The sequence below is a fragment of the Pantoea sp. GM_Pan_4 genome (assembly GCF_026541005.1).
In the GTDB taxonomy this organism is placed as follows: domain Bacteria; phylum Pseudomonadota; class Gammaproteobacteria; order Enterobacterales; family Enterobacteriaceae; genus Pantoea; species Pantoea dispersa.
In genome coordinates this window covers 36,509-58,955 of sequence record NZ_JALNUZ010000017.1, presented here as the reverse complement: position 1 = coordinate 58,955, position 22,447 = coordinate 36,509, and the positions used below count along the sequence as shown (strand labels likewise).

Below are 22,447 nucleotides of genomic sequence, written 5' to 3'. Positions count from 1 at the left end.
GATGTTAGAACAGATGGGTAAAGCGGCGCGTGAAGCGTCGTACAAACTGGCGGAGCTCTCCACCGAACAAAAAAATCAGGTGTTGCTGACCATCGCCGATCGGCTGGAAGCGGAAAGCGCCGACATTCTGGCGGCTAACCAGCAGGATCTGGCCGATGCGCGCACTAACGGCATGAGTGCGGCGCTGCTCGATCGTCTGACGCTCAACCCGCAGCGCCTGAAAGGCATCGCGGACGACGTGCGCCAGGTGTGCCGTCTGGCCGATCCGGTTGGCCAGCTGATCGACGGCGGGCTGCTCGACAGCGGCCTGCGCATTGAGCGACGTCGCGTGCCGCTTGGCGTGATCGGGGTGATCTACGAAGCGCGCCCGAACGTCACGGTCGATGTGGCGTCACTGTGTCTGAAAACCGGCAACGCGGCGATTCTGCGCGGCGGCAAAGAGACTTACCGCACCAACGCCGCCACGGTGCGGGTGATCCAGAACGCGCTCATCGAGCATGGTTTACCGGCAGCAGCGGTGCAGGCGATTGAGAATCCGGATCGCGAACTGGTGAATCAGCTGCTGAAGCTTGATCGCTACGTTGACATGTTGATCCCGCGTGGCGGCGCCGGGCTGCACAAGCTGTGTCGCGAAAATTCCACCATTCCGGTGATCACCGGCGGTATCGGCGTGTGCCATCTCTATCTCGACGAAACCATGGAGACGGACGCCGCGCTGGAGGTGATTGTTAACGCCAAGAAGCAGCGTCCCAGCGCCTGTAACTCGCTGGAAACTCTGCTGATTCATCGCGATCAGGCCGAACGCTTCATTCCGGCGTTTCTGCAGCGCATGGCGCAGGAGAACATTGCGCTGCACGCCGATGAAAACGTGCTGGCGCGGCTGCAGCAGGGACCGGCCAGCGTGGTGGCGGTGCAGATGCACCATTACGACGATGAGTGGCTGTCGAACGATCTGAACGTCAAACTGGTGGCGGACATTGACGAGGCCATCGCTCACATTCGTCAGCACGGCACGCAGCACTCTGACGGCATTCTGACGCGCAGCATTAGCAACGCCAACCGCTTCGTAAATCAGGTCGATTCGTCGGCGGTGTACGTGAACGCCAGCACCCGCTTTACCGACGGCGGCCAGTTTGGTCTCGGCGCTGAAGTGGCGGTCAGCACGCAGAAACTGCATGCGCGCGGTCCGATGGGGCTGGAAGCGCTCACCACCTACAAATGGATTGGCTGGGGCGACGATACGCTGCGCCGTTAGTTTTCTCTCCGGCATCAAAACAGGCACCTGATACGGTGCCTTTTTTTGTCGCTTTCGATCCAGTTATTTCCAGAGCTTTTCGTTTTATTCCTGTCATCTGTGGCGCGCGCGCGGCTTTTCGCCCATTTTTTGCTGTGGGTGCTGGTCTCAGCGTTACAGAACAATCCTGAAAACCCCTGTCAGAACAAGCTGTCAGAGATTCATTACTGGTTTCCACCAGGGCGAAGAGGATAATGATCGTCCAGCTTTATTGATAAAAGCGGTTGGGTAGTAAACTAGCGGTAATATAAAATGAACTGGTAGCAAAAATGAAAATAACATTCAGTCTTTTACTGATGGCAGACTATTAACTGATGGTTAAAAAAGAGAGTACCAGACAAGCTTTTACTGCCAGGCTGATTGCCGCATGCGAGAGCGCGGGAATTGTCGGACATGGACGGAACAAACAGGTCGCTCAGGCACTGCAACAACGGGGATGCAGGATCTCAACTCCAGGGGTCTGGAAATGGTTTAACGCGCAATCCATTCCGGATGACAGTAATCTGCTGGCGCTCAGCCAGCTGTTAGGCGTGCGCGTGGAGTGGCTACAGTTCGGCATGGAAAAACCGGATGTGGCGCTTGCCCGTCAGCGCCTGATCGATCCGCAGCACATGTTCCGCGTCGAAAGCCTGGACATCGGGCAACGCAGCGCACAGGGTATTGTCGCGCGCGACGAACTGGTCGAGACCATTCAGGCGATTGAATACGGTCTGGATGAGGCGCGCGTGCTGTTTAACGGCCGCCCGGCCGAAAATATCCGGCTGATTGCCCTGAACAGTGACTCCATGGCCGGTACCTTCGCACCGCGCGATCAGCTGTTCGTTGATATCAGCGTGCACCGCTTCGACGGCGACGGCATCTATCTGTTCAATCTCGACAACCAGCTCTACCTCAAGCGGCTGCAGTTACAGCACAAGAAGGTGGCGGTGATCTCCGATAACAAACGCTACGAGACCTGGTATCTGACGCTGGACGAAGCGGCGTCGCTGCAGGTGATTGCCCGCGTCATCATGAGCCAGGCGCGTGACTATCAGATTCTGGGCTGAGCAGCAGTGCGCTAACTGGCAAAAAAATAATCCGGCTGAAATCAAAAATTTAACTGTCGGTAAATAAAAAATTAACTGTCAGTGTTTGCCAATGCATTAGAACCTGTTAATAATTTGACCATAGATGGACGACATCTCTGCTCCCGGATGAGCCCGCTCTTAAACAATTGAGGCGCTGCACAAGCGCGAGACAACCCACCCAAAGTCAGTGAATTTTGGGATGGGGTGGATACGCACTTAGCAGCGTCGTCAGTTGTCCTCTGCTTTTACTCTCCTCTGCTTATGCCTGGCCGTTTTTTACGGCCGGGCAAGCCAGTTGCGGGTGATTGCAGAGGGGCCACGGACGTCCCGGTCTGTGCCGAATCGCCGTGCTCACCACCCCATCGCCAAAGACTCATTCACAGGAGGAGTTATGGCGATTATTCAATATGGCAAATCAGTCTTTAGCGGAAACGCGCGCACCCGTCGCCACCGGCGGCGTCAGCCGCTCAGCCGCCTGAAGCGCAGCATCGACAGTGCCCTGGGCCTGGAGTGTGATGAGATCACCCTGCGCACCGCCGAGCGCATCTGCCAGCGGGAAATCCGCTCCCGGGTAGACCGCGCAGTACTGGCGCCCACGCGGCCCTGCAACGACAACCCCAGCTTTGATAACTGCTGTTTGCCCCACGTTCATCTGTACGCCGTGCGTTAATTCTCTGCTGTTTTCCCAGTTCTGAACGGAACGTTTCACCTTTCCTCACTGTTTAGTTGCGCTTGAGCGTTGCGCTTAACGGCTGCCTGTCGCCCGGCGCAACCGATCAGCGAGGTTTATGTGTTGTGGTTATTTGCGCAGCTTTTCATGCCGTTGCGCCCGTCAAAGAGGAACCGTTATGAGCCAAATCATTGCCATTTTGAATTTCGAAGAGGGATACCGCGAAGCGCCTTACCTCGACACGCAGGGGTTTCCCACCGTTGCGGGCGGTATTCGCATCGGGCCGAAAGGCGCGTCGCTCAGCCACTATATCTTCCGCGTGCCGCGCCGCGTTGGCGACGTGTGGAAGCAGTGCATCGTTGAGGGCAAGGTGCAGGAGATGCAGCAACGCGCGCTGGTGCAGCAGGCACTGAGTCAATGCAACGAGGCGCGCAGCGATGTGCTGATCAGCATGGCCTACCAGATGGGCGTCGACGGTCTGGCGCTGTTTCGCGGCATGCTCACCGCGGTGACGCAACGCGATTTCGACGCGGCGGCGAACGCCATGCTCGACAGCCTGTGGGCGCGGCAAACTGCGGGGCGCGCCCGGCGTCATGCCGAAGTGATGCGCACGGGCACCTACGACATCTACAGGGGGCTGTTATGAACATGCGCTGGCTGTTGTTCGTTATCGCCGTGCTGGCGGCCATCATCCTGCTGCTGTTGCTGCAGCGCTTCACCACGCTGGAGTTTGTTAAACACGCGCGCCTGCTGTTTAAAACCTGGTCGGTGTGGCTGGCGTCGCTGGGTTCGATGCTCAGCGCCTGGGTGCAGTCGTTTCCCTCGTCAGCGCTGGATGCATGGAACGCGCTGCCGGCGGATATCAAAGAGATCCTGCCGCACAACTATCTCGGCCTGATCGGTGCCTTCATGGTGGCGATGGGCGTACTGGCGCAGTTCGTGCGTCAGAAGAACCTGGTGGAGCAGAGAAAAACGCTGGAGGACAAACCATGAGCTTTCTTCTTTCTCAGCTTGCCGGCAGCTGGCACTGGCTGGCAGCAATTGGCGGCGTGATTGCCGCGCTGATTGCCAGCTACGCCGGCGGTAAAAAAATCGGCAAGGTGCAGCAGCAGGCGAAAGCTGATGTTGCGCAGGCCGAAAAGACCGCCGCGCAGGCGGTTGAAGTTAATCACCAGCAGCAACAGCTGCGTGAGGAGGCCAGACGTGTGGAAACCCGCAACGGTAATCTTGATGACGCTGCTGCTCGCGACAAGCTGCAGCAGTCGAAATATCACCAGCCCTGAGGCGCCCGTCGTGATCGACTCCGCCTGTTCACTCTTTTCCCCGATTTATACCCACGGCAATGACGCCGAACGCATGGACATTCGCACCGTGCGCGCCATCAACAACCACAACGATCTCTGGGATCAGCACTGCCGTCCAGCGGCGCACTGACGCTGTTCTCACGCTTTGTATTGCAAACCTGAAATGCCGAGGAGGCTAAGATGATCGAAGTTAACTCTTTTGCTGAACTGCGTACCACTGTGCCGGCCAAAAATGGCGATCTGGCGTTCCTGCGCCGCTACAACCCGGACTCTACCTTCCGTGGCGGCGGTGATTTCACCGGCTTTATCGGCACCACCACGGCCGCCGATGACGGCGGTACGCTGGCGGTCGGCAATGGCTTTTACTGGAAACGCGTGATCAACGATCCGGCTGACGTCAACGTCTACCACTTTGGCGCGAAAGGGGACGGTTACGCCAACGACACCGATGCCTTTAACCGCATGCTGGCGTGGACGCAGGGCTACAGCGGGAATATCCGTGACCTGCCGGTGCGTTTTCCGGGCGGTAAATTCCTGATTAACCCGATCGACATCAGCGCTACCGAGATCGCCTTTTTTGGTCTGCAGGGGGATGACGTGGAGCTGGGTTCGCTGCCGCGCACCACCATCATCTCCGACAAAAGTGCCAACACGGTGTTCAAAGTGAAGGCACGGCGGACCGCGATCAAAGGCATCACCTGGCACGGTCAGGCATCGGCCGACGTCACCACCAACAAAGGTACCATTACCGCCGAGATGTGTACCAACGTGCAGCCGTTCTTCGAAAACACCTGCATCGAAGGCACCACGTTAAATATTTACTGTTTCCGCGCGCAAAACAGCGGCGGCACGGTGATTAAAGCGCTGGATACGCTCGACAGTAAATTTGACCAGATCTACACGCTGTGGACCTATGGCCGGGTGTTTGACATTGGCTGGTCGAACTCGCCAAACGGCAAGTGGGACCACTCAACGGCTATCGAGATCTGCAACTGTAACTTCCAGACCGGCTATGGCGACGCCACGCTGTACATGCCGCGCGTGACGCAGGGCATCATGCGTAACGTGTGGATTGAGCACACGCGTAATCCGGGCGATCTGTCGGACGGTGCCTGGAGCATTGATACGCTGAACATTGAGGATTGCGGCACGCCGTTCAATCTCAATAATGCGCGCGTCATCATGCGCCAGATTGGCCTGCAGTCCGGAGCGAAGATCTCGAACGATATGGCCGGCACGCGCTGGCTGTCGACCTTTGACTACGGCTATCGCCGCGAAGAGCATCACGGCACGCTGATCACCGGCTCATTCCGCGCGGGCTACTACAGCGGCCACAAAGTCACCAACAATACCGACACCGATAACTGGTATCGCCTCGGCCAGCTGTTCTTCCCGACGGCGAATCAGCAGTGGGTGATGGAGCTGATTGGTAAAGCCGACGCCACCCAGCCAACCGGAACGGCCGCTTCGCCGGTCAATCTGGCGGGCACCGGGAAAACGTGGATTAACCTGCAGCGGCTGGAAACGGTATGGGCTGACGCCTGCCATATGGGGCAGCCGGCGGTGCTGGATATTCGCTACAGCCGCGTCGGCACCACCTATGCCGTGGTATGGGTGAAGCTGCGCGCCAACAGCGGCGACACGCTGATTAACCTGAAGACCACCGGTCCGACGCGTTTTGAAGCTGGCTCCTGCTCGCTGTTCCAGCCTGATTTCTCGGTGGTGACGGATACCACCAAAATGGGCACCCTCAAACCGGCGGCGCGCTTTGGCCTGCACAATGGCGTCGCGGGTATTGGGGCTAACGAGAAAGGCGTGCTTACCGTCGCGACGGCAGCAGGTACGCCGACCAATAAAACCACGCCGACGGGCTTTGTGCTGGTCAATATCAACGGTGTCGATCGTAAGCTTCCTTATTACGATTGAGGCCAGCACCTTTTGGCGAGGCTGCGGCCTCGCCTTTTTTTGTGCCTGGCGCGAGAGGGCAGTGTTCGCGGCGGTTTTTCCGCGTCAAAATCGTAAGGCCAGCGCGGGTGATGCTGAAAAACGCAGCACTTAACCGGCACCATCTTGACTCATCCCCCCGATTTTTCTATGTTTACTCCCCGTAGTTCCCGCCTCAATGCCGGTATAGCTCAGTTGGTAGAGCAGCGCATTCGTAATGCGAAGGTCGCAGGTTCGACTCCTGTTTCCGGCACCAGTTAAATCAATCCCTTATCTAATATTGTTACCGTCCCGATTCAGCCTGTGTGACAGATTTGAGACCGAAGCATCCATAAGCTTGTCGATTTTTTGCGTGAGCAGAGAGGTGATGGGCGTCAGGATAATCACAATCTAAAAGAGGCGCATTGCTCGGGCGCGGCACCCTGCGCCGCAGTGCTATTCACTGCAGCGCTCACCTCATCCTTACCCAGCAATCAGCGCCCTTGGTTCCAGAAACGCGCTGATACCCGCCTGACCCATCTCCCGGCCGATGCCGGAGTGGCGGAAACCGCCGAACGGCGCGCGTGGTTCGTGTGCCAGCGTGTTGATCATCACGCGGCCGGCGATCAGCTGTTCTCCCACGATGCGTGCATGCTGTTCATCCGCCCCGATCACCAGTGCCGACAGGCCGTAATCGCTGTCGTTGGCTATGGCGATGGCTTCGGCTTCATCGCGGTAGGTCAGGATGCTCAGCACCGGGCCAAAAATCTCTTCGCGCGCCAGCGGCATTTCATTGGTGACATCGCTGAACAGCGTCGGGCGGATATACCAGCCGTGGTGCAGCCCGTGCGGGCGGCCGCTGCCGCCGGTCAGCAGGCGCGCGCCCTGTTGTTCGCCAAGCGCAATATAGTGCTGCACGCGCTGCCACTGTTTCTCGTTGACCATCGGCCCGATGGTGGTGCGCGCGTCAGCCGGATCGCCGGAGACCTCCGCAGCGACTGCCGCCGTCAGCGCCTGTTCGAACTCGGCCTTGCGCTGCTCCGGCACCAGAATACGCGTGCCGGCAATACAGGCCTGGCCGCTGTTGATAAAGCCAGCCTGAACCGCCAGCTGGGCTGCCTGGGCGGCATCGGCATCCGGCAAAATCAGCGTCGGTGATTTACCGCCCAGCTCCAGCGTGACGCGTTTAAAGGTGTCGGCGGCGCTTCGCAAAATCGCTTTGCCGGTGGCGGTCGAGCCGGTGAAGGAGATTTTCGCCACCTGCGGACTGCGGCTCAGGGCTTCACCGACGCTGGCACCGCGTCCGGTGACGATATTAAACACCCCCGCAGGCAAACCGGCGGTGTGCAGCGCCCTGGTGATCACCTGGGTCTGCAACAGGCTGAACTCGCTGGGTTTGATCACGGCGGTACAGCCTGCGGCAATTGCGGTCGCCAGTTTGTGGCAGATAAAGCCCGCGTTGCTGTTCCATGGCGTGATCAGGCCGGCAACGCCGAGCGGCAGCATCTGCACCTGCGCGCGGCCTGCCTGTTGTACAAACGGGTAGCGTTTCAGATCTTCTATTACCTGCAGAATCACGTCAGCCGGATAGCGGCTCATCCACTCGGACCGTGCGGTGGGCGCGCCGTACTCCTCAAGGATCGCCGCGCGCAGCTCGCTTTCGGCGCGGTTAACCGCATGGTACATCTGTTCCAGTAGGGTGATGCGCTGCGCCACCGTGGTCGCGGCGAAGGCGGGAAACGCCGCCGCGGCTGCCGCAATTGCGCGTTCAGCATCCTGCGCATTGGCCAGACGCGCTTTACCGATTACGCTGCCATCGGCAGGTTTGATAATATCCAGCCATTCATCGCCGTCAGGAGTGACAAACTGGCCGTTGATATAGATGTGTTCAATCATGTGCATGGCTATGCTCCTTTGCATGTTGCGTGGCGGCAAAGTAGCACGCACCACCGGCGGCGATAATCCGCCTCCGCCTGCAAAGGGTATTGCGCAAAACGGAATAATTGATGAACCGGACAGGTCTGACTGAACTGGAAATTGTGCTGGCGGTCGCGCGGCGCGGCACCTTTAAAGCGGCGGCCAGCGAGCTGGAGATGTCGCCTTCGGCGGTGACCAATGCGGTTGCCGCGCTGGAGAAACGGCTGGGCGTGCGGCTCTTCAACCGCACCACGCGCAGCGTCGCGCTGACCGATGCCGGACGGCGTTTCAGCGAGAAAATTGTGCCAGCGCTGGCGATGATCCGCAGCGCGGCTGAGGAAGCCGGCAGCGATCCGGGCGATCCGGCCGGCATGCTGCGTCTCAACGTGCCGCCCGAGAGCAGCGCGCTATGGTACGCATCGATATTGCTGCCGTTCCTGCAGCGCTATCCGCGCATTCGCGTCGATATTTACAGCCAGAAAGAGCGGGTGGATATCGTGGCCGACGGCTTCGATGCCGGCATTCGGCTGGCAGAGGACGTGCCGGGCGATATGATTGCCGTCAGGCTGACGCCGGAAATGCGCATGATTGTGGTGGCCGCGCCAGCCTACCTCGCACACGCGGGCACACCGCAGACGCCAGAGGCGCTCGATCAGCATCAAACCCTGTGTATGCGCATGGCGGACGGCAGCGTTTACCGCTGGGAGCTGAGCCAGCAGCAGCAGCGTTATCGGCTGCAGGGCGAGCCGCGTATGGCGGCCAGCGACATGAGCGCCATCCACCAGGCGGCGCTGGCGGGTCTGGGCATTGCCTGCATGACGGAACAACAGGTTGCGGCGGATGTGCAGGCGGGCCGACTGGTGCACCTGCTGCCCGGCTGGCAGGTGCCTCTCGGTGCGCTGTGCCTCTACTATCCGGGTCACCGGCTGGTGCCGCCGGCGCTGCGGGCGCTCAGCGAATTTGTGCGTGCGCAGCGTGATGCTTCTGCCTCATCTGAAGCCGGATGACGTCCTTTATCAGGCGTTCAGTAACTTCAGCACCTGCTGCGGCAGCTGATTAGCCTGCGCCAGCAGGGCGCTGCTGGCCTGCTGCAGAATTTGCTGACGCGACAGGCTGGAGACTTCCGTAGCGTAATCCGCATCCTCAATACGGGAGCGCGATGCCGCAATGGCGGCGGTCGCGTTACCCTGCAGCGTTTGCGCCGAGAGCAGCCGGTTAGCAACGGCGCCCAGACGGGTGCGCTGACTGTCGATTTGCCCGATGGCGCGATCCAGCGTGGCAAGCGGATCGTCCGGATGTTTCAGGCGGATCTCTGAACCGGTCTCGGCCACGCGCAGCGTCGTAAAGTTGGTGGAGGCATCGGTCACTGACGACAACGCCGCCTGGAAGTAAATCTGCACGTCACCCACGCCCTGCAGGGTTTTCAGCATCAGGTTGCCGCTGCTGTCACTGCGGACGAAAGTGGCGGTTTTATCCAGATTGCCGTTCGGCACATCCATGTAGTAATTGCCTTCGGCGTCGAGTTTCAGCACATCATTACTGCTGTTGCCATCGACATCGGTATAGCGCACATCCACATTGGCCGGATCGAGGGTGATGTAAGAGGTGCCGGTCACGCTGTTTACCGCACTGAAGCTGTTAATGCTGCTGGCGCTGGTCGCGACGATGCTCAGGGCGTTACTGGTGCCATCCGAGGTCGCGCTGACGGCGGCGTTGTAATACTGGTAGCTACCGCCGCCGTTATCCACTTCCATTACATACAGCCCGCCGCTGGTGCGCAGCAGACGGCCATTGCTCACCGCGTTGCCGCTGGCATCGCTGAAGCTAAGGCTGGCGGTGCTGGTGTCGATCGCCGGCGTGTCGGTCACCGTGGTCGGCAGGGTCGCGAAATCGCTGTCGGTTTTGGCGGCACCGCCGGTCATGCGTGCCGTTACTGCGCCGCTGCTGCCAAAGCTTAGCGTGGCCGGATACCAGCTGTTGTTCTGCTCAATATAATACTGGCCATTATCCTGCGTTAACGTGGCTGCTGGCGTGATGCTCAGCGCGCTGCCACTGCTGTCCTGATAATTAACCGCCGGGATGGTGCGCGACGCAATGCTGCTGACGTTGCTGTACAGCGGCGCCGGATTGCTGCGGCTAATCGAGACGTTACCGGCAGCCGTGGCGGTGTCCCAGCGCGCACTGACGGCGGCCAGATAATAGACCGGCTTGCCGTCGGCGTCGCTGCTCTGCACGTACTGGCGGTTATCACCACTGCTGCGCACCAGCTGCGGTGAGCCGCTGGCGGGCAGATAGTTCACGGTAATTGCCGGGTTGCTGAACGCCATATTGGTGGCGATGCCGGTAAGGGTGGTGACATTGGTCACTTTGCCGCTGATGCCGCTGATCACCAAATCCTTAAGTCCCAGTGCCTCCACGCTGAAGCCGGGCGCCGACAGGTCGAGACTGATTTTCTCGTTGTCATTAGCGCCAACCTGGAATCCCAGCTTACCGGCGCTGCCATCCAGCAGCCTGATGCCGTTAAAGCTGCTGGTGGTGTTGAGCCGGTCAATCTCTTTCAGATTGAGATTAATCTCTGCCTGGATGGCGTCCGAGTCGCTCTGCGAATTGGTGCTATTTAATCCCTGAACCGCCAGCTGGCGAATCCGCTGCAGGCGGTTATTGATCTCATCCAGCGCGCTTTCCGCGGTTTCGACCAGTGACAGGCCGTCACCGGTATTACGCTGCGCCACCGCCAGGCCGTTCTGCTGGCTGCTAAAACGGTTACCAATCGCCTGACCTGCCGCATCGTCACGCGCGCTGGTGATGCGCATACCCGACGACAAATGGCGGATCGCATCGCCCAGCGCCGCGCCACTTCTGGCAGATTGCTTGCTGGCGTTGAGGGCAGACAGATTGGTTTGCAGGCTGATCATTTCCGGGCTCACTGATAAATACACTGATAGCGTTATCGGCATTTACCGGCTTTCTTTAAAAAAATATTTGGCCTAAGTCACGTCAGCGAAGCGCTGATTGTTAAAATAAGCAGCATGAAATCGCGCTAAGTTGAGTTTGTGATGCGGTAAGGATCTGTATTTTTTCGCACGGCGCTAATTTATAGAGGCAGGGCTTGACGACTACTAAAAATAGCAGGTCAGCAGAATGAATAAAGATTATTACTGCTTAAGCGGGACGGCGAGGGCGTAACCCATTGCGATAACAACCGCTTAGGATGCTACTGGACTTATCCGCCGGTTTCCCTGCTCTTATTCCTGGTCAGCAGCGCGCGCCGCCCTTATCAATCGCCGCGTTTGCGCTTTATCCATGCTAATCAGTCAGCGCGAAATAAGGCGGCGGGGCGAGTGAGTAAATTCCGTTTTGGTCTGGAAGGCATTGACCTTATAACTGCGCCTGGTAAGAATGCGGTAAAAGTTTTGAATCAGATCGCAATTTTTGGCCTTGTACCATTTGCAGTCCGGCTGCGATAGCCGGACTGAATTAACGCCACTTGCACCTCGCGCCGCGCAACACACATCGCGGCGTAATAAAAGTGCAGGGCATACAGCAAATATCGTTAATGTCGTGACGCTCGTTGCGAAGGCCCGTCGAAAGATGCACCTTTTCAACCGCGGTCGGCAGTTCCCGTTCTCCTGATGCGGCAAAAAATAGCTGGAGAGGTAGCGCCGAACAGGATAACGAATAAACCTTTATCTGATAAATGTTTTACCCGGCAGCAACGCAATAAATACGTTGCTGTGCAGGAAGCGTTGGGGCTAACTGGCTGATAAATCACTGAACTCTGCGGAGTGCAGCGCCCCTTCTTTACGCCTGAAAATGCACCAAAGAGAATTTCAGCACGCTGGTCGCTGTAAGCCAGGGGCGGTAGCCTGCGGTTTTTACCCTTTAAATCGCCAGATAAACCTGACCTGAATATATAGCGAAATTCTTATCTGGCGCCAGCAAAAAAAAGACGTATTCCGGCGGTCATATTTTGCTGAGGAAACTCTGAAAACAGCGGCGTATTAATGTTAAGCCGCATGAAAGCATGGGCCGTTAAACGTTAAGTATTAACGGTTCAGTATCGATTTTTATTTTGTCACGGCGGGTTCAACCCCCAATAAATTATGTTTTGAGGTCATATGCAAACTCCCGTTAACGACGTGCTGATTAGCGTCATTGTGCCGGTGTATAACGCCGCAGCTTATCTGGAAAGATGCATCGACAGCCTGTTGCAACAGGATGAGGTTCGCTTTGAGGCCATTTTTATTAATGACGGCTCCAGCGATGACTCGCTGGCGATCCTGCAGCGTTACGCCGGTTATCCGCAGTTTCACCTTATCAGCCAGGCCAACGCGGGCGTCTCGGCGGCGCGCAACCGGGGCATTCGCGCCTCGCGCGGCCGGCTGCTGTGTTTTTTAGACGCCGATGACTTTCTGCCGCCCCAGGCCTTCTCGACGTATGTGCGGCTGATGAGTGATGAAACGGCGATGGTGGTGGGCGAGTCACAACACTTCAACCCGGACGGCGCACCGCTGGATTTTCCCGCCAACCGTGAACAGGCGCACGCGCTGCCGGTGTCGGCGGCGATTAACGATCTGCTCTATTACCATCCGCGCCACGGTATCTGCGACAAGGTGTTTCGCGGTGATGTCATTCGTCAGCACCGGCTGCGGTTCAACGAAGAGATTGCCAATTTCGAAGACCTGCTGTTTGTCATGAATTACCTGCATCTGCAGCAGGATCGCCAGGTAGTGATGACGCAGCGGGTGGTTTATCACTATGTCAAATCCACGCACTCCGCCACGCGTTCGGCGCTGCGGGAAAAACATTTCTCTTTTGCCCGCTCGTTCAGCGGCATGAAAGCATTTTTATCGAGCCAGCATTATCGCTGTTATTACCACCTTTATTTAAAAGTCACGGCGTCTTACATCCACAAAGGGCTGCACAGCGACAGCCTGAGCCGTGCCTTTATTGATGAATACATCACGCTCTATCGCCGCAGTTTCCGCAGCTGGTGCTCTGCCGGACCGCTACTTAATCCGTGGAGCCTGTATTTTGCGCTGTTTTTCATTAGCCCGCGCCTGGTTTCACGGCTGCGCCGGCTGGCAGAGAAATAATCGCACCGGAGGCGTTGTGAAAGACAAATTAAAAAACTCCATGTGGATGATTGCCGAAAAGCTGATTGCGGTATTCGGCCTGATCTTTGTCACCTCCTACGTGGCGAAATACGTCGGGCCCACCACCTTCGGCATTATCTCCATCGCCATGCTGGTATTTCAGTTTATTCAGACCATCGCACTGATGGGCAGCGATGTGATTTTGCTAAAACGCATCGCGCAGAATCATCACTCCGGCCTGCGCCTGATGATGGCGACCTTCCTGCTGGTGCTGGTGCTGTATTGCGTGCTGTCGATTGTCGGCATGGCGATTATGGAAGAGGAGTGGAGCGCCGACGCGCTGGTCTTTATCTGCGCGGCAGCCATTGCCTGCCTGTTCTCATCCATTGACCTGGTCAATATTTACAACGAAGCGAGGCTCAACGCGCGTCTCAATGTAATTGCCAACGTCATTGGCCTGACGATCAGCCTGACGGTGCGCTTTCTGATCTCCTATTACCAGCTGGAACCGGCCTGGCTGGCGATTCCGATTGTGCTCGCCACCTTTATTCCTTTCACCATCAAGTTAACGCTGTTTCTGCTGTATGAGCGGCGTGCACCGCTTCCGGCGCTGCGCCACGTGAAAAAGTATTCGCGCTACATGCTGGTGTCCGGCATGTCGCTGATCTTCTCTGCGATTGCCGTTGCGCTCTATACCCGCGTGAATCAAATCAGCGTCTCTTATTTTCTCGGCGTGAAAGAGGCGGGCATTTTTTCCGTGGCGCTGACGTTGTCGACCGCCTGGGTATTTTTACCCAGCGCGCTGCTGGCGTCGTTTTATCCGGCATTTTTTGCCGAGCGGAATGACCAGCAGGCGATCGTCAAAGCGCAGAAACTGCATCTGCTGGTGATTGGCGTTTCCGCTGCGGTAATTGTGGCGATCTGGCTGCTGTCGGGCTGGTTTATTCGTGACTTCTACGGTGAGCAATATCTTGATGCGGTCGCGCCGACGTTATTACTCAGCCTCGGTGCGATGTGCGCGGTGCTGAGCAGCGTCATGGATCGTTTCATCATTAAATATAACGGCTATCGCTATCTGGTGAAAAAAACCTTCGCGGTATTAGTGATTTGCGTGCTGTCGTCGCTGCTGCTGGTGCCACATTTCGGTTTAACCGGTGCCGCCATGAGCGTGGTATTAACCGAGTTTTTATCCTTCTCCCTGCTGAATTACTTTTTCCCGGCACAGCCGGTCATGCGTATTCATCTGATCTTTTTCAACCCCAGGAAACTATGGCAGCTCTTTAGCACTATCAAAACCTCAGACAGTAAAGAGAGTTTATCATGAATGAAAAAACGCTATTTAGTATTATCATTCCCGTTTATAACGCGCAAAACACTATCCGGCGTACGCTGCAAAGCGTATTAAATCAAACCTTCAGTAGCTATGAAATAATTGTTGTCAACGATGGCAGTCGCGATAACAGTGCCCGGATTTTGCAGGAGTTTGCTCACTATCCGCAGGTTACGGTGCTTAATCAAATTAACGCAGGCGTCAGTGCGGCACGCAATAGCGGGCTGCAGCAGGCCAGCGGGGAATATGTCCTGTTTCTCGATGCGGATGACTGGGTTGACGATAACTTCCTGATGAGTTTCAAACTCAATCTCAATGCCTGGCCGGCCGAATCGGTGGACTTAATGGTTGGCAATCTCAACGACAACCGTATCGGCAAAGTCTCGCAGGCGGGATTCTTCAGCCAGCAGGATATTCCTTACGTGCTGGGCGAGCTGGAGATGAGTGACAACATTGGCTATCTGCATAATAAATGTTATCGCCGCCAGATTATTGACGATCTTCATCTGCGCTTCATGGAAGGCGTCTCGATGAGTGAGGACCTGCTGTTTAACCTGAAGTTTTTCAGCTGCGTCAGTAATTTTCTCATTACCCCAGGCGCGGCTTATCATTATGAGGATGTGGCGGGATCGCTGTCGAAACGTAAAGTGCAGTACAGCGAACTGAAAGTGCGTAAACAGTCGCTTACCGATTTGTACGATTCGATTGTGGAAAAGTACGCGTCGGGTAATCTCGACCATTTTTTAAAAGCAATCTCGAAACGCGTGCTGGCACTGGATATGCAGATTGTCACCGCTATGTATCACGCCTCGTTTTCACCTGCCGATATTGCGCAGGAAATTAATCAAATCAAGCGCGGAAAATATTCTAAAGGTATTTTTACGCTGCTGAATAAAAATGAAAAACTGAAGTACATGATTATGAATTTGAATACTATCACAGCGTACTATTTCCTTTATGCCCTCTACAGAATGCGGGCATTCTGATTTTCAATTCTCCCGGCGTTATCCTCTGGCGAAGTACAGCATTGCCCGAGGCTAGCTGCCGGGGGAGTTTCCTCCTGAGCGCTCTGCTGCTGGCAACATCCCCGCACTTCATTCTCCCGCTCACGTCCACTTCGCGCTGTGTCTTGCACTCCTGACGCTTCTCAGGTCAAATAGCGCCCCAGGCAATCGATTGCGTGCGTGTTTCGTGCGTTATTGTTGCTTTTATCGCCATTTCGCGCATTTTTACCGCCTTTGTGATGCATGTCTTGCGTTGCTGCAATCCACGCCGGGCAAAAACGGGTAGCATAGGCGCGTTTTGTGAAGCGACCGCACGCTGCAGGCCGCCGCGAATTTTTAGCCGTCGTTCCGGCTGCATTTGAGACAATTTTGGAGAGACAGATGGATAACTCACAAACCGGTACCCTCGGTACGGTGGAGGCGGCAGCAACCGGCTGGCGCAAGAGTGATACGGTGTGGATGCTGGGCCTGTACGGCACCGCGATTGGCGCAGGGGTGCTGTTTCTGCCGATTAACGCCGGCGCGGGTGGGCTGATTCCGTTACTCATCATGGCGATTCTCGCCTTCCCGATGACCTTCTTTGCGCACCGTGCGCTGACGCGCTTTGTGCTCTCCGGCAAAAATCCCGGTGCGGATATCACGGACGTAGTGGAAGAGCATTTCGGTGTCGGCGCCGGTAAGATCATCACGCTGCTCTACTTCTTTGCCATCTACCCGATCCTGCTGATGTATAGCGTGGCAATCACCAATACCGTGGACAGCTTTATTGTGCACCAGCTCGGGCTGGTATCGCCGCCGCGTGCGCTGCTGTCGCTGATTTTGATTGCTGGCATGATGACGGTGGTGCGCTTCGGCGAGCAGATGATTGTCAAAGCGATGAGCGTGCTGGTGTTTCCGTTTGTGGCGGTGCTGATGCTGCTGGCTGCGTATCTGGTGCCGCACTGGCACGGCGCGGCGCTGGAGACCTTATCGTTTGCGCAAAGCGGCAGCGACAGCAGTATCTGGATGACGCTGTGGCTGGCGATTCCGGTGATGGTGTTCTCCTTCAACCATTCGCCGATTATCTCGTCTTTTGCCGTGGCGAAACGCGCCGAGTACGGCGCCGGCGCGGAGAAAAAGTGTTCACGCATTCTGGCCAGCGCCCATCTGATGATGGTGGTGACCGTGATGTTCTTTGTGTTCAGCTGCGTGCTGAGCCTGTCGCCCGCCGATTTACAGGCAGCAAAGGCGCAGAACATCACCATTCTGTCCTATCTGGCGAACCACTTTAACGTGCCGATGATTGCCTGGATGGGGCCGATTGTCGCCATCGTGGCGATCACCAAATCGTTCCTCGGCCACTATCTGGGCGCGCGTGAAGGCTTTAACGGCATGGTAGCGAAGTCGCTGCGCAGCCGCGGTAAAACCATCACGCCGCAGAAAATGAATCGCCTGACCACGCTGTTTATGCTGCTGACCACCTGGCTGGTTGCCACTCTGAACCCGAGCATTCTCGGCATGATTGAGACGCTGGGCGGGCCGGTGATTGCGATGATTCTGTTCCTGATGCCGATGTACGCTATTCATAAAGTCCCGGCGATGCGCCAGTACAGCGGCAAAATCAGTAACCTGTTTGTGGTGCTGGTGGGGATTCTGGCGATTTCATCCATCGCTTATTCGCTGATGAATTAACAGCAGGACGCGGTGCGCCGGACCCGATGCGCACCGCCAAGACAACGCCTGCGACACTGAACGGCCCCGTCTGACGCATGCAGATCGGGGCTGTTTGTTTTAAACCGCAGCGGTTTTAAACACGCTCATCGACTGCGCCAGACGATCGGCCTGCTCCTGCAGCGCCTGAGACGCAGCGGACGCTTCCTGCACCAGCGCGGCGTTCTGCTGCGTCACCGCTTCCATCTGCGTAATGGCCTGATTGATTTCACTGATGCCGCTGCTCTGTTCGCTGCTGGCGATGGTGATTTCGCTCATGATCTCCGCCACGCTGCTTACGCTATTGACGACCTCACCAATGGTCGAACCGGCGTGCGTCACCAGACGGCTGCCTTCATCCACCTTCGCCACTGAGTCTTCAATCAGCACTTTGATCTCTTTCGCCGCGGAGGCAGAACGCTGCGCCAGGTTACGCACTTCGGTGGCGACGACGGCAAATCCGCGACCCTGTTCACCGGCGCGCGCCGCTTCGACCGCCGCGTTGAGCGACAGGATGTTGGTCTGGAAGGCGATAGAGTCGATCACGCTGATGATGTCGACAATCTTCTTCGAGGAGAGGGCAATCGCCTCCATCTTCACAATCACCTGCTCCATCACTTCACCGCCTTCTTTGGCGACGCCGGAGGTTTTCGCCACCAGCGAGTTGGCTTCGCGCGCATTGTCGGCGTTGTGCTTCACGGTAGCGGTCATCTGCTCCATCGCGGAGGCCGTCTCTTCCAGCGAGCTGGCCTGCTGTTCAGTGCGTGAAGAGAGATCGATGTTGCCGCTGGAGATCTGGTTGGACGCCACGGCGATGGTGTCGGATCCGGCGCGTACGTCGGAAACAATGGTCAGCAGGTTATCGTTCATCGCCTGCAGAGCCTGCATCAGCGCGCCCGTTTCATCTTTGCTGCGTATTTCAATGCGCGAGCTGAGATCGCCGGCAGCCACTTTGCTGGCGATGGTCACCGCTTCATTCAGTGGATGCACAATCGAACGGGTCAGCAGCCAGCCCATCACCACGGCAGCGAGAATGGCGAGCGCGGAGAACACCAGCGTGACTTCAATCGCCGTGGTGCCATCGTCGATAATGCCGGCACCTTCCTGCTGGAGCTGCGAGGACTGGGAATCAGCAAACGCCACCGCCAGGTCGAGGTAGGCATTCTGCACGGCGGTAATTTTTTTCAGCACGTAGTAGCTGGCGTCATCGGCTTTACCGGCCCGCACCAGATCCAGCACCTCATTTTTCTGCTGTTCAAACTGCTGACTGGCAGCCTGCAGGCTGGCAATTTTCTTCTTGCCCACGGCGGTAATCTGAATCGCTTCGATCTTCTTCATCGCCGCGTTGGTGCGGGCGGTGGCGTCTGCCAGTTGCTGAAAGCGCTGCACGTTGAACTGTGGTCGGGTGGTATCGATGACGATGCCGCGCAGGTATTTGATCTGATCGTTGACGCCATCGCGCACGTCAAAGCCGAGGCGCACTTTTACATAGCGATCTTCCACAATCGAGGTAATGCCGCTCTTGATGTTGTTAATCTTCATGATTGAGGTAATACCAATCACCACCAGTAGTGCCACCACTAAACCAAAGGCGATGCCCAGGCGGACGCCGACCTTCATATTCTTTAAGCTCAACATTGGATCTCCCCGCAATGCCAGAATGCTGTTGTATTAAAACGGAAACGCAGACGACGGGTCTGCAATATGTCGATGATGTATAAAGGAAAGATTTTTTGCCATTGCGACGAGACGGGTCTGGCGCCACCAGCGCAGGCGCTAAAGTTATCGGTTGCTAATGTTTTAACTTTAATTTTTTAGGGATTCGTCACAAAACGGTTAAGAGGGCTTAAGGTTGATTAATCACTGGTCGTAATTAGCTGGCGTCACGGCCTATGCCGGTGCGCAAAATTGCGCACCCGACAAAAACGCGCAGAGGCGGATGCGATATCTGCATTATCCCGTCGCACAAACCGTAGCGGCGCGATTCATCGCGCATGTCATTTCCCGCACCGCGGCGGAATGCGCAATAAATTGCGCCGCTACCACCCGTGCGGTTATCAGCGGCATCACATGGCAGGAATATCAGTTACCCGTGCGGTTATCAGCGGCATCCTTTGAAAGGGATATCTGCGTGACACGTCGCGCCATCATGATTCATTGCGGATGCGATATCTGCATTACCCCGTCGCACAAACCGTAGCGGCGCGATTCATCGCGCATTTTATTTCCCGCACCGTGGCGGAATGCGCAATAAATTGCGCCGCTACCACCCGTGCGGTTATCAGCGGCATCACATGAAAGGAATATCAGTTACCCGTGCGGGTATCAGCGGCGTCCTATAAGAAGAATATCTGCGCGACAAGTCGCGCCATCATGATTCATTGCGGATGGGATATCTGCATTATCCCGTCGCACAAACCGTAGCGGCGCGATTCATCGCGCATTTCATTTAACGCACCGTGGCGGAATGCGCAATAAACTGCCCTCTGCAAAAAAACACGCAGAGACCCTGTAGGGTCACCATTCATGGTGACCTCAGACGATTAATAGATCAGTAAGACAGGATAAATACGCCGTTACGGTAATGCTGCTGAAGGCAGGCGAGCGGGCACAAAAAAGGCGCGAACATCGCGCCTGAGGGGATAATCGGGGCAAGCGCTTAGCGCTTCTTCTCCAGCACGCGATAAATCACGCTGGAAAGCTCGTTGATTTCAAACTTAGCGACGTAACCGTCAGCGCCCACTTTGCGCACGTGATCTTCGTTGGCGCTGCCGGACAGCGAGGAGTGAATCACCACCGGAATCTGCCGCAGCGCGTCGTCGCGCTTGATGTTGCGCGTCAGGGTAAAGCCGTCCATCTCCGGCATTTCGAGGTCGGTCAGCACCAGCGCGATTTTGTCGTGAATCGACTCGCCGTTAGCCTGCGCTTCTTTCTGCATCTCGCTGATTTTAATCCACGCTTCAAGCCCGGTATTGTGCATGATGGCCGGAATGCCCATGCTTTTCAGCCCCTGTTCCAGCAGCTGACGCGCCACTTTGGAGTCTTCAGCAACAATTGCTACCTGGCCGGGTTTAAGGTTGAAATTCTTCGCCGTCTCTTCGCTCGGCTCAACACCACGCACCGACGGAATGATGTCATACAGAATCTGCTCGACGTCGAGCACCAGTGCCAGATTGTTGCTCTGACCGTCGGTGTCCAGACAGGCGATGCTGGTGATGTTACGGCTGCCGATGCCCGCTTCCGCCGTGTGCACCTGATTCCAGTCGAGACGCACAATGTTCTCCACCGATTCCACGGCAAATGCCTGGGTGCTGCGCGCGTATTCGGTCACCAGCAGCAGGTTGAGGCCGGTTTCCGGTTTGCAGCCGGTTACGGCCGGCAGGTCGATCACCGGAATAAACTGGCCGCGAATGCTGGCCATGCCGAGCAGCGGTGAATTCATGCCGGCGGCGCGGGTAATCGTCGGCATCGGCACAATTTCACGCAGTTTAAATACGTTGATGCCGTACAGCTCAGACTTGCCTTTCAGCCGATCGGAACCCAGCCGGAACAGCAGCAGTTCGAATTTGTTAGAAAGCGCAAGGTTAGCGCGTTCATCGATCTCTTTCTGAAAATTATCCATTGTGGCCTCGGGGCAGAATCTGGGCGGAGTAAAGGGCAGGGCAATAGCGCCATGATTAACTTATCGGCAGCGGAGGAAAAAAATGAAGGGAAGGGCGATGAAAATTTAGCGTAAGGGCGATCGCCCTCACGCTCACAACAGTTACTTCAGCAGAATCGCGCGTACACTTTTGCCTTTGATCTTGCCCTCTTTCAGCTTGATCAGCGCTTTCTTCGCCTGCGCGGCGTCGATGGCGACATACGCATGGGTCGGGGTGAGATCGATTTTACCGATCTGATCGCCGCTGAAACCGGCTTCACCGGTCAGGGCACCCAGAATATCGCCGGGACGCATCTTGGCTTTACGCCCACCGTCAATGCACAGCGTCATCATCGCCGCCGGCAGCGGCTGTGCGCCTTTGCCTTTCAGCGTGCTGGCCGGCTGCCAATTGAGCTTCTGCTGCAGGTAATCTTCCAGCGCATGGGCGCGCACCATTTCGTCGGCCGCCACAAAGCTGACTGCCAGCCCCTGTTCGCCGGCGCGGCCGGTACGGCCAATGCGGTGAATGTGTACTTCCGGATCCCAAGCCAGCTGGAAGTTAACCACCAGCGCCAGCGATTTAATGTCGAGGCCGCGCGCGGCGACGTCGGTGGCGATCAGCACGCGGATGCTGCCGTTGGCAAAGCGAATCAGCACGCGTTCGCGATCGCGCTGTTCCAGATCGCCGTGCAGCGCCAGCGCGCTGATCTGGCGATCGTTGAGCGCGGCTGCAATTTCATCGCATTCCCGTTTGGTGTTACAGAACACCACGCAGGAAGCCGGTTGCTGCTGGCTGAGCAGGGCGCTGAGCAGGTTGATACGCTCGCTGGCGCTGGCTTCAATAAACTGCTGCTCAATTGCCGGCAGTTCCGACTGCGCTTCGGTCGCTACTGCCAGCGCATCGCGCTGAAAGCGCTGACTCAGGCTGGCAATGGTATCGGGCCAGGTGGCGGAGAACAGCAGCGTCTGACGCGAATCCGGCGTAAAGCCAATGATGGCTTCCATATCGTCGCGGAAACCCATCTCCAGCATGCGATCGGCTTCGTCCAGCACCAGGCTCTGCAACTGACTTAAATCGAGATTGTCACGCTTGAGATGATCGAGGATGCGCCCCGGCGTGCCGACCACAATATGCGGCGCATGCACCAGCGAGTCGCGCTGCGCACTCATTGGCTGGCCGCCGCACAGCGTCAGGATCTTGATATTGCGGGTAAAGCGCGCCAGCTGACGCAGCACGTTGCTGACCTGGTCGGCCAGTTCACGCGTCGGGCACAGCACCAGCGCCTGGGTATGAAAACGCCCGCTGTCGATGCGGTTCAGCACGCCAATACCGAAGGCGGCGGTTTTGCCGCTGCCGGTTTGCGCCTGCGCCCGCACATCGCGTCCGCTAAGGATGGCCGGCAGGGAAGCGGCCTGAATCGGCGTCATGGCGTCGAAGCCCATCTCGCGCAGGTTGTCGAGCTGGCTGGCAGGCAGTTGCGTCAGGGTAGAAAAAGCAGTCACAGGAGCATCT

At 56.9% G+C, this 22,447-nt stretch carries 19 protein-coding genes and 1 tRNA gene; 14 read left to right on the top strand and 6 right to left on the bottom strand.

Features of this window, described 5'->3' with window-relative positions; genetic code table 11:
- The first annotated feature begins 1 nt into the window (after position 1).
- The 9 genes from proA (at position 2) to OXR61_RS22070 (ending at position 6,535) form a co-directional block, all read left to right on the top strand.
- Positions 2-1,255 carry a glutamate-5-semialdehyde dehydrogenase gene (proA, locus tag OXR61_RS22110; RefSeq protein WP_021507275.1) on the top strand — a complete coding sequence of 418 codons (1,254 nt, stop codon included), beginning with the start codon at positions 2-4 and terminating at the stop codon, positions 1,253-1,255.
- Positions 1,256-1,608: 353 nt separating this feature from the next.
- Positions 1,609-2,340, top strand: a complete 732-nt coding sequence (locus OXR61_RS23400; protein WP_031279669.1) for a S24 family peptidase — start codon at positions 1,609-1,611, stop codon at positions 2,338-2,340.
- Positions 2,341-2,752: 412 nt separating this feature from the next.
- Positions 2,753-3,031, top strand: coding sequence for a hypothetical protein (locus tag OXR61_RS22100; RefSeq protein WP_021507273.1), 279 nt, complete (start codon positions 2,753-2,755; stop codon positions 3,029-3,031).
- Between the two features lie 178 nt (positions 3,032-3,209).
- Positions 3,210-3,677 carry a glycoside hydrolase family protein gene (locus tag OXR61_RS22095; protein WP_021507272.1) on the top strand — a complete coding sequence of 156 codons (468 nt, stop codon included), beginning with the start codon at positions 3,210-3,212 and terminating at the stop codon, positions 3,675-3,677.
- A 2-nt stretch (positions 3,678-3,679) separates the two neighbouring features.
- Positions 3,680-4,024, top strand: a complete 345-nt coding sequence (locus tag OXR61_RS22090; protein ID WP_031279668.1) for a hypothetical protein — start codon at positions 3,680-3,682, stop codon at positions 4,022-4,024.
- Complete coding sequence (locus OXR61_RS22085) at positions 4,021-4,314, top strand: hypothetical protein (RefSeq protein ID WP_021507270.1); 294 nt, start codon at positions 4,021-4,023, stop codon at positions 4,312-4,314. The genes OXR61_RS22090 and OXR61_RS22085 overlap by 4 nt, the downstream gene beginning before the upstream one ends.
- Before the next feature lie 10 nt (positions 4,315-4,324).
- Positions 4,325-4,465: a hypothetical protein gene (locus OXR61_RS22080; protein ID WP_021507269.1), complete on the top strand. Its 141-nt coding sequence runs from the start codon at positions 4,325-4,327 to the stop codon at positions 4,463-4,465.
- A 50-nt stretch (positions 4,466-4,515) separates the two neighbouring features.
- On the top strand, positions 4,516-6,261 hold the full coding sequence (locus OXR61_RS22075; RefSeq protein ID WP_021507268.1) for an amylovoran biosynthesis protein AsmF: 1,746 nt from the start codon (positions 4,516-4,518) through the stop codon (positions 6,259-6,261).
- A gap of 198 nt (positions 6,262-6,459) precedes the next feature.
- A tRNA-Thr gene (locus tag OXR61_RS22070) sits at positions 6,460-6,535 on the top strand.
- A 206-nt stretch (positions 6,536-6,741) separates the two neighbouring features.
- Here OXR61_RS22070 and OXR61_RS22065 read toward each other — a convergent pair.
- Positions 6,742-8,160 carry an aldehyde dehydrogenase family protein gene (locus OXR61_RS22065; RefSeq protein WP_021507267.1) on the bottom strand — a complete coding sequence of 473 codons (1,419 nt, stop codon included), beginning with the start codon at positions 8,158-8,160 and terminating at the stop codon, positions 6,742-6,744.
- Positions 8,161-8,264: 104 nt separating this feature from the next.
- Here OXR61_RS22065 and OXR61_RS22060 point away from each other — a divergent pair, with 104 nt between their 5' ends.
- A complete protein-coding gene (locus tag OXR61_RS22060) occupies positions 8,265-9,182 on the top strand; it encodes a LysR family transcriptional regulator (RefSeq protein ID WP_021507266.1) in 918 nt (305 codons plus the stop codon).
- A gap of 9 nt (positions 9,183-9,191) precedes the next feature.
- Here the strand turns inward: OXR61_RS22060 and OXR61_RS22055 are convergent, their stop codons facing one another.
- Complete coding sequence (locus OXR61_RS22055) at positions 9,192-11,090, bottom strand: flagellin (RefSeq protein WP_021507265.1); 1,899 nt, start codon at positions 11,088-11,090, stop codon at positions 9,192-9,194.
- A gap of 1,203 nt (positions 11,091-12,293) precedes the next feature.
- Between OXR61_RS22055 and OXR61_RS22050 the strand changes: the two genes are divergently transcribed.
- The 3 genes from OXR61_RS22050 to OXR61_RS22040 are packed head-to-tail and all read left to right on the top strand — an operon-like array spanning position 12,294 to position 15,587.
- Positions 12,294-13,271: a glycosyltransferase family 2 protein gene (locus OXR61_RS22050; protein WP_021507264.1), complete on the top strand. Its 978-nt coding sequence runs from the start codon at positions 12,294-12,296 to the stop codon at positions 13,269-13,271.
- 16 nt (positions 13,272-13,287) lie between these two features.
- Positions 13,288-14,595, top strand: coding sequence for an oligosaccharide flippase family protein (locus tag OXR61_RS22045; RefSeq protein ID WP_021507263.1), 1,308 nt, complete (start codon positions 13,288-13,290; stop codon positions 14,593-14,595).
- The gene (locus tag OXR61_RS22040; protein WP_021507262.1) at positions 14,592-15,587 is read left to right on the top strand and encodes a glycosyltransferase family A protein; all 996 of its coding nucleotides are present in this window, start codon (positions 14,592-14,594) and stop codon (positions 15,585-15,587) included. Before OXR61_RS22045 ends, OXR61_RS22040 begins: the two co-directional genes overlap by 4 nt.
- Before the next feature lie 166 nt (positions 15,588-15,753).
- Here OXR61_RS22040 and OXR61_RS22035 read toward each other — a convergent pair whose 3' ends face one another.
- Positions 15,754-15,999, bottom strand: a complete 246-nt coding sequence (locus OXR61_RS22035; RefSeq protein WP_146068670.1) for a hypothetical protein — start codon at positions 15,997-15,999, stop codon at positions 15,754-15,756.
- On the opposite strand from OXR61_RS22035, the gene OXR61_RS22030 reads away from it, so the two are divergent.
- Positions 15,987-17,276: an HAAAP family serine/threonine permease gene (locus tag OXR61_RS22030; protein WP_021507261.1), complete on the top strand. Its 1,290-nt coding sequence runs from the start codon at positions 15,987-15,989 to the stop codon at positions 17,274-17,276. The two genes, OXR61_RS22035 and OXR61_RS22030, sit on opposite strands and share 13 nt — an antisense overlap.
- A gap of 99 nt (positions 17,277-17,375) precedes the next feature.
- On the opposite strand, the gene OXR61_RS22025 is transcribed toward OXR61_RS22030, so the two are convergent.
- The 3 genes from OXR61_RS22025 to dbpA form a co-directional block, all read right to left on the bottom strand.
- On the bottom strand, positions 17,376-18,932 hold the full coding sequence (locus OXR61_RS22025) for a methyl-accepting chemotaxis protein (RefSeq protein ID WP_031279667.1): 1,557 nt from the start codon (positions 18,930-18,932) through the stop codon (positions 17,376-17,378).
- A 1,021-nt stretch (positions 18,933-19,953) separates the two neighbouring features.
- Positions 19,954-20,916, bottom strand: a complete 963-nt coding sequence (locus tag OXR61_RS22020) for a chemotaxis protein (protein ID WP_021507259.1) — start codon at positions 20,914-20,916, stop codon at positions 19,954-19,956.
- Between the two features lie 141 nt (positions 20,917-21,057).
- The gene (gene dbpA, locus OXR61_RS22015) at positions 21,058-22,437 is read right to left on the bottom strand and encodes an ATP-dependent RNA helicase DbpA (protein WP_058758000.1); all 1,380 of its coding nucleotides are present in this window, start codon (positions 22,435-22,437) and stop codon (positions 21,058-21,060) included.
- Positions 22,438-22,447 lie beyond the last annotated feature (10 nt).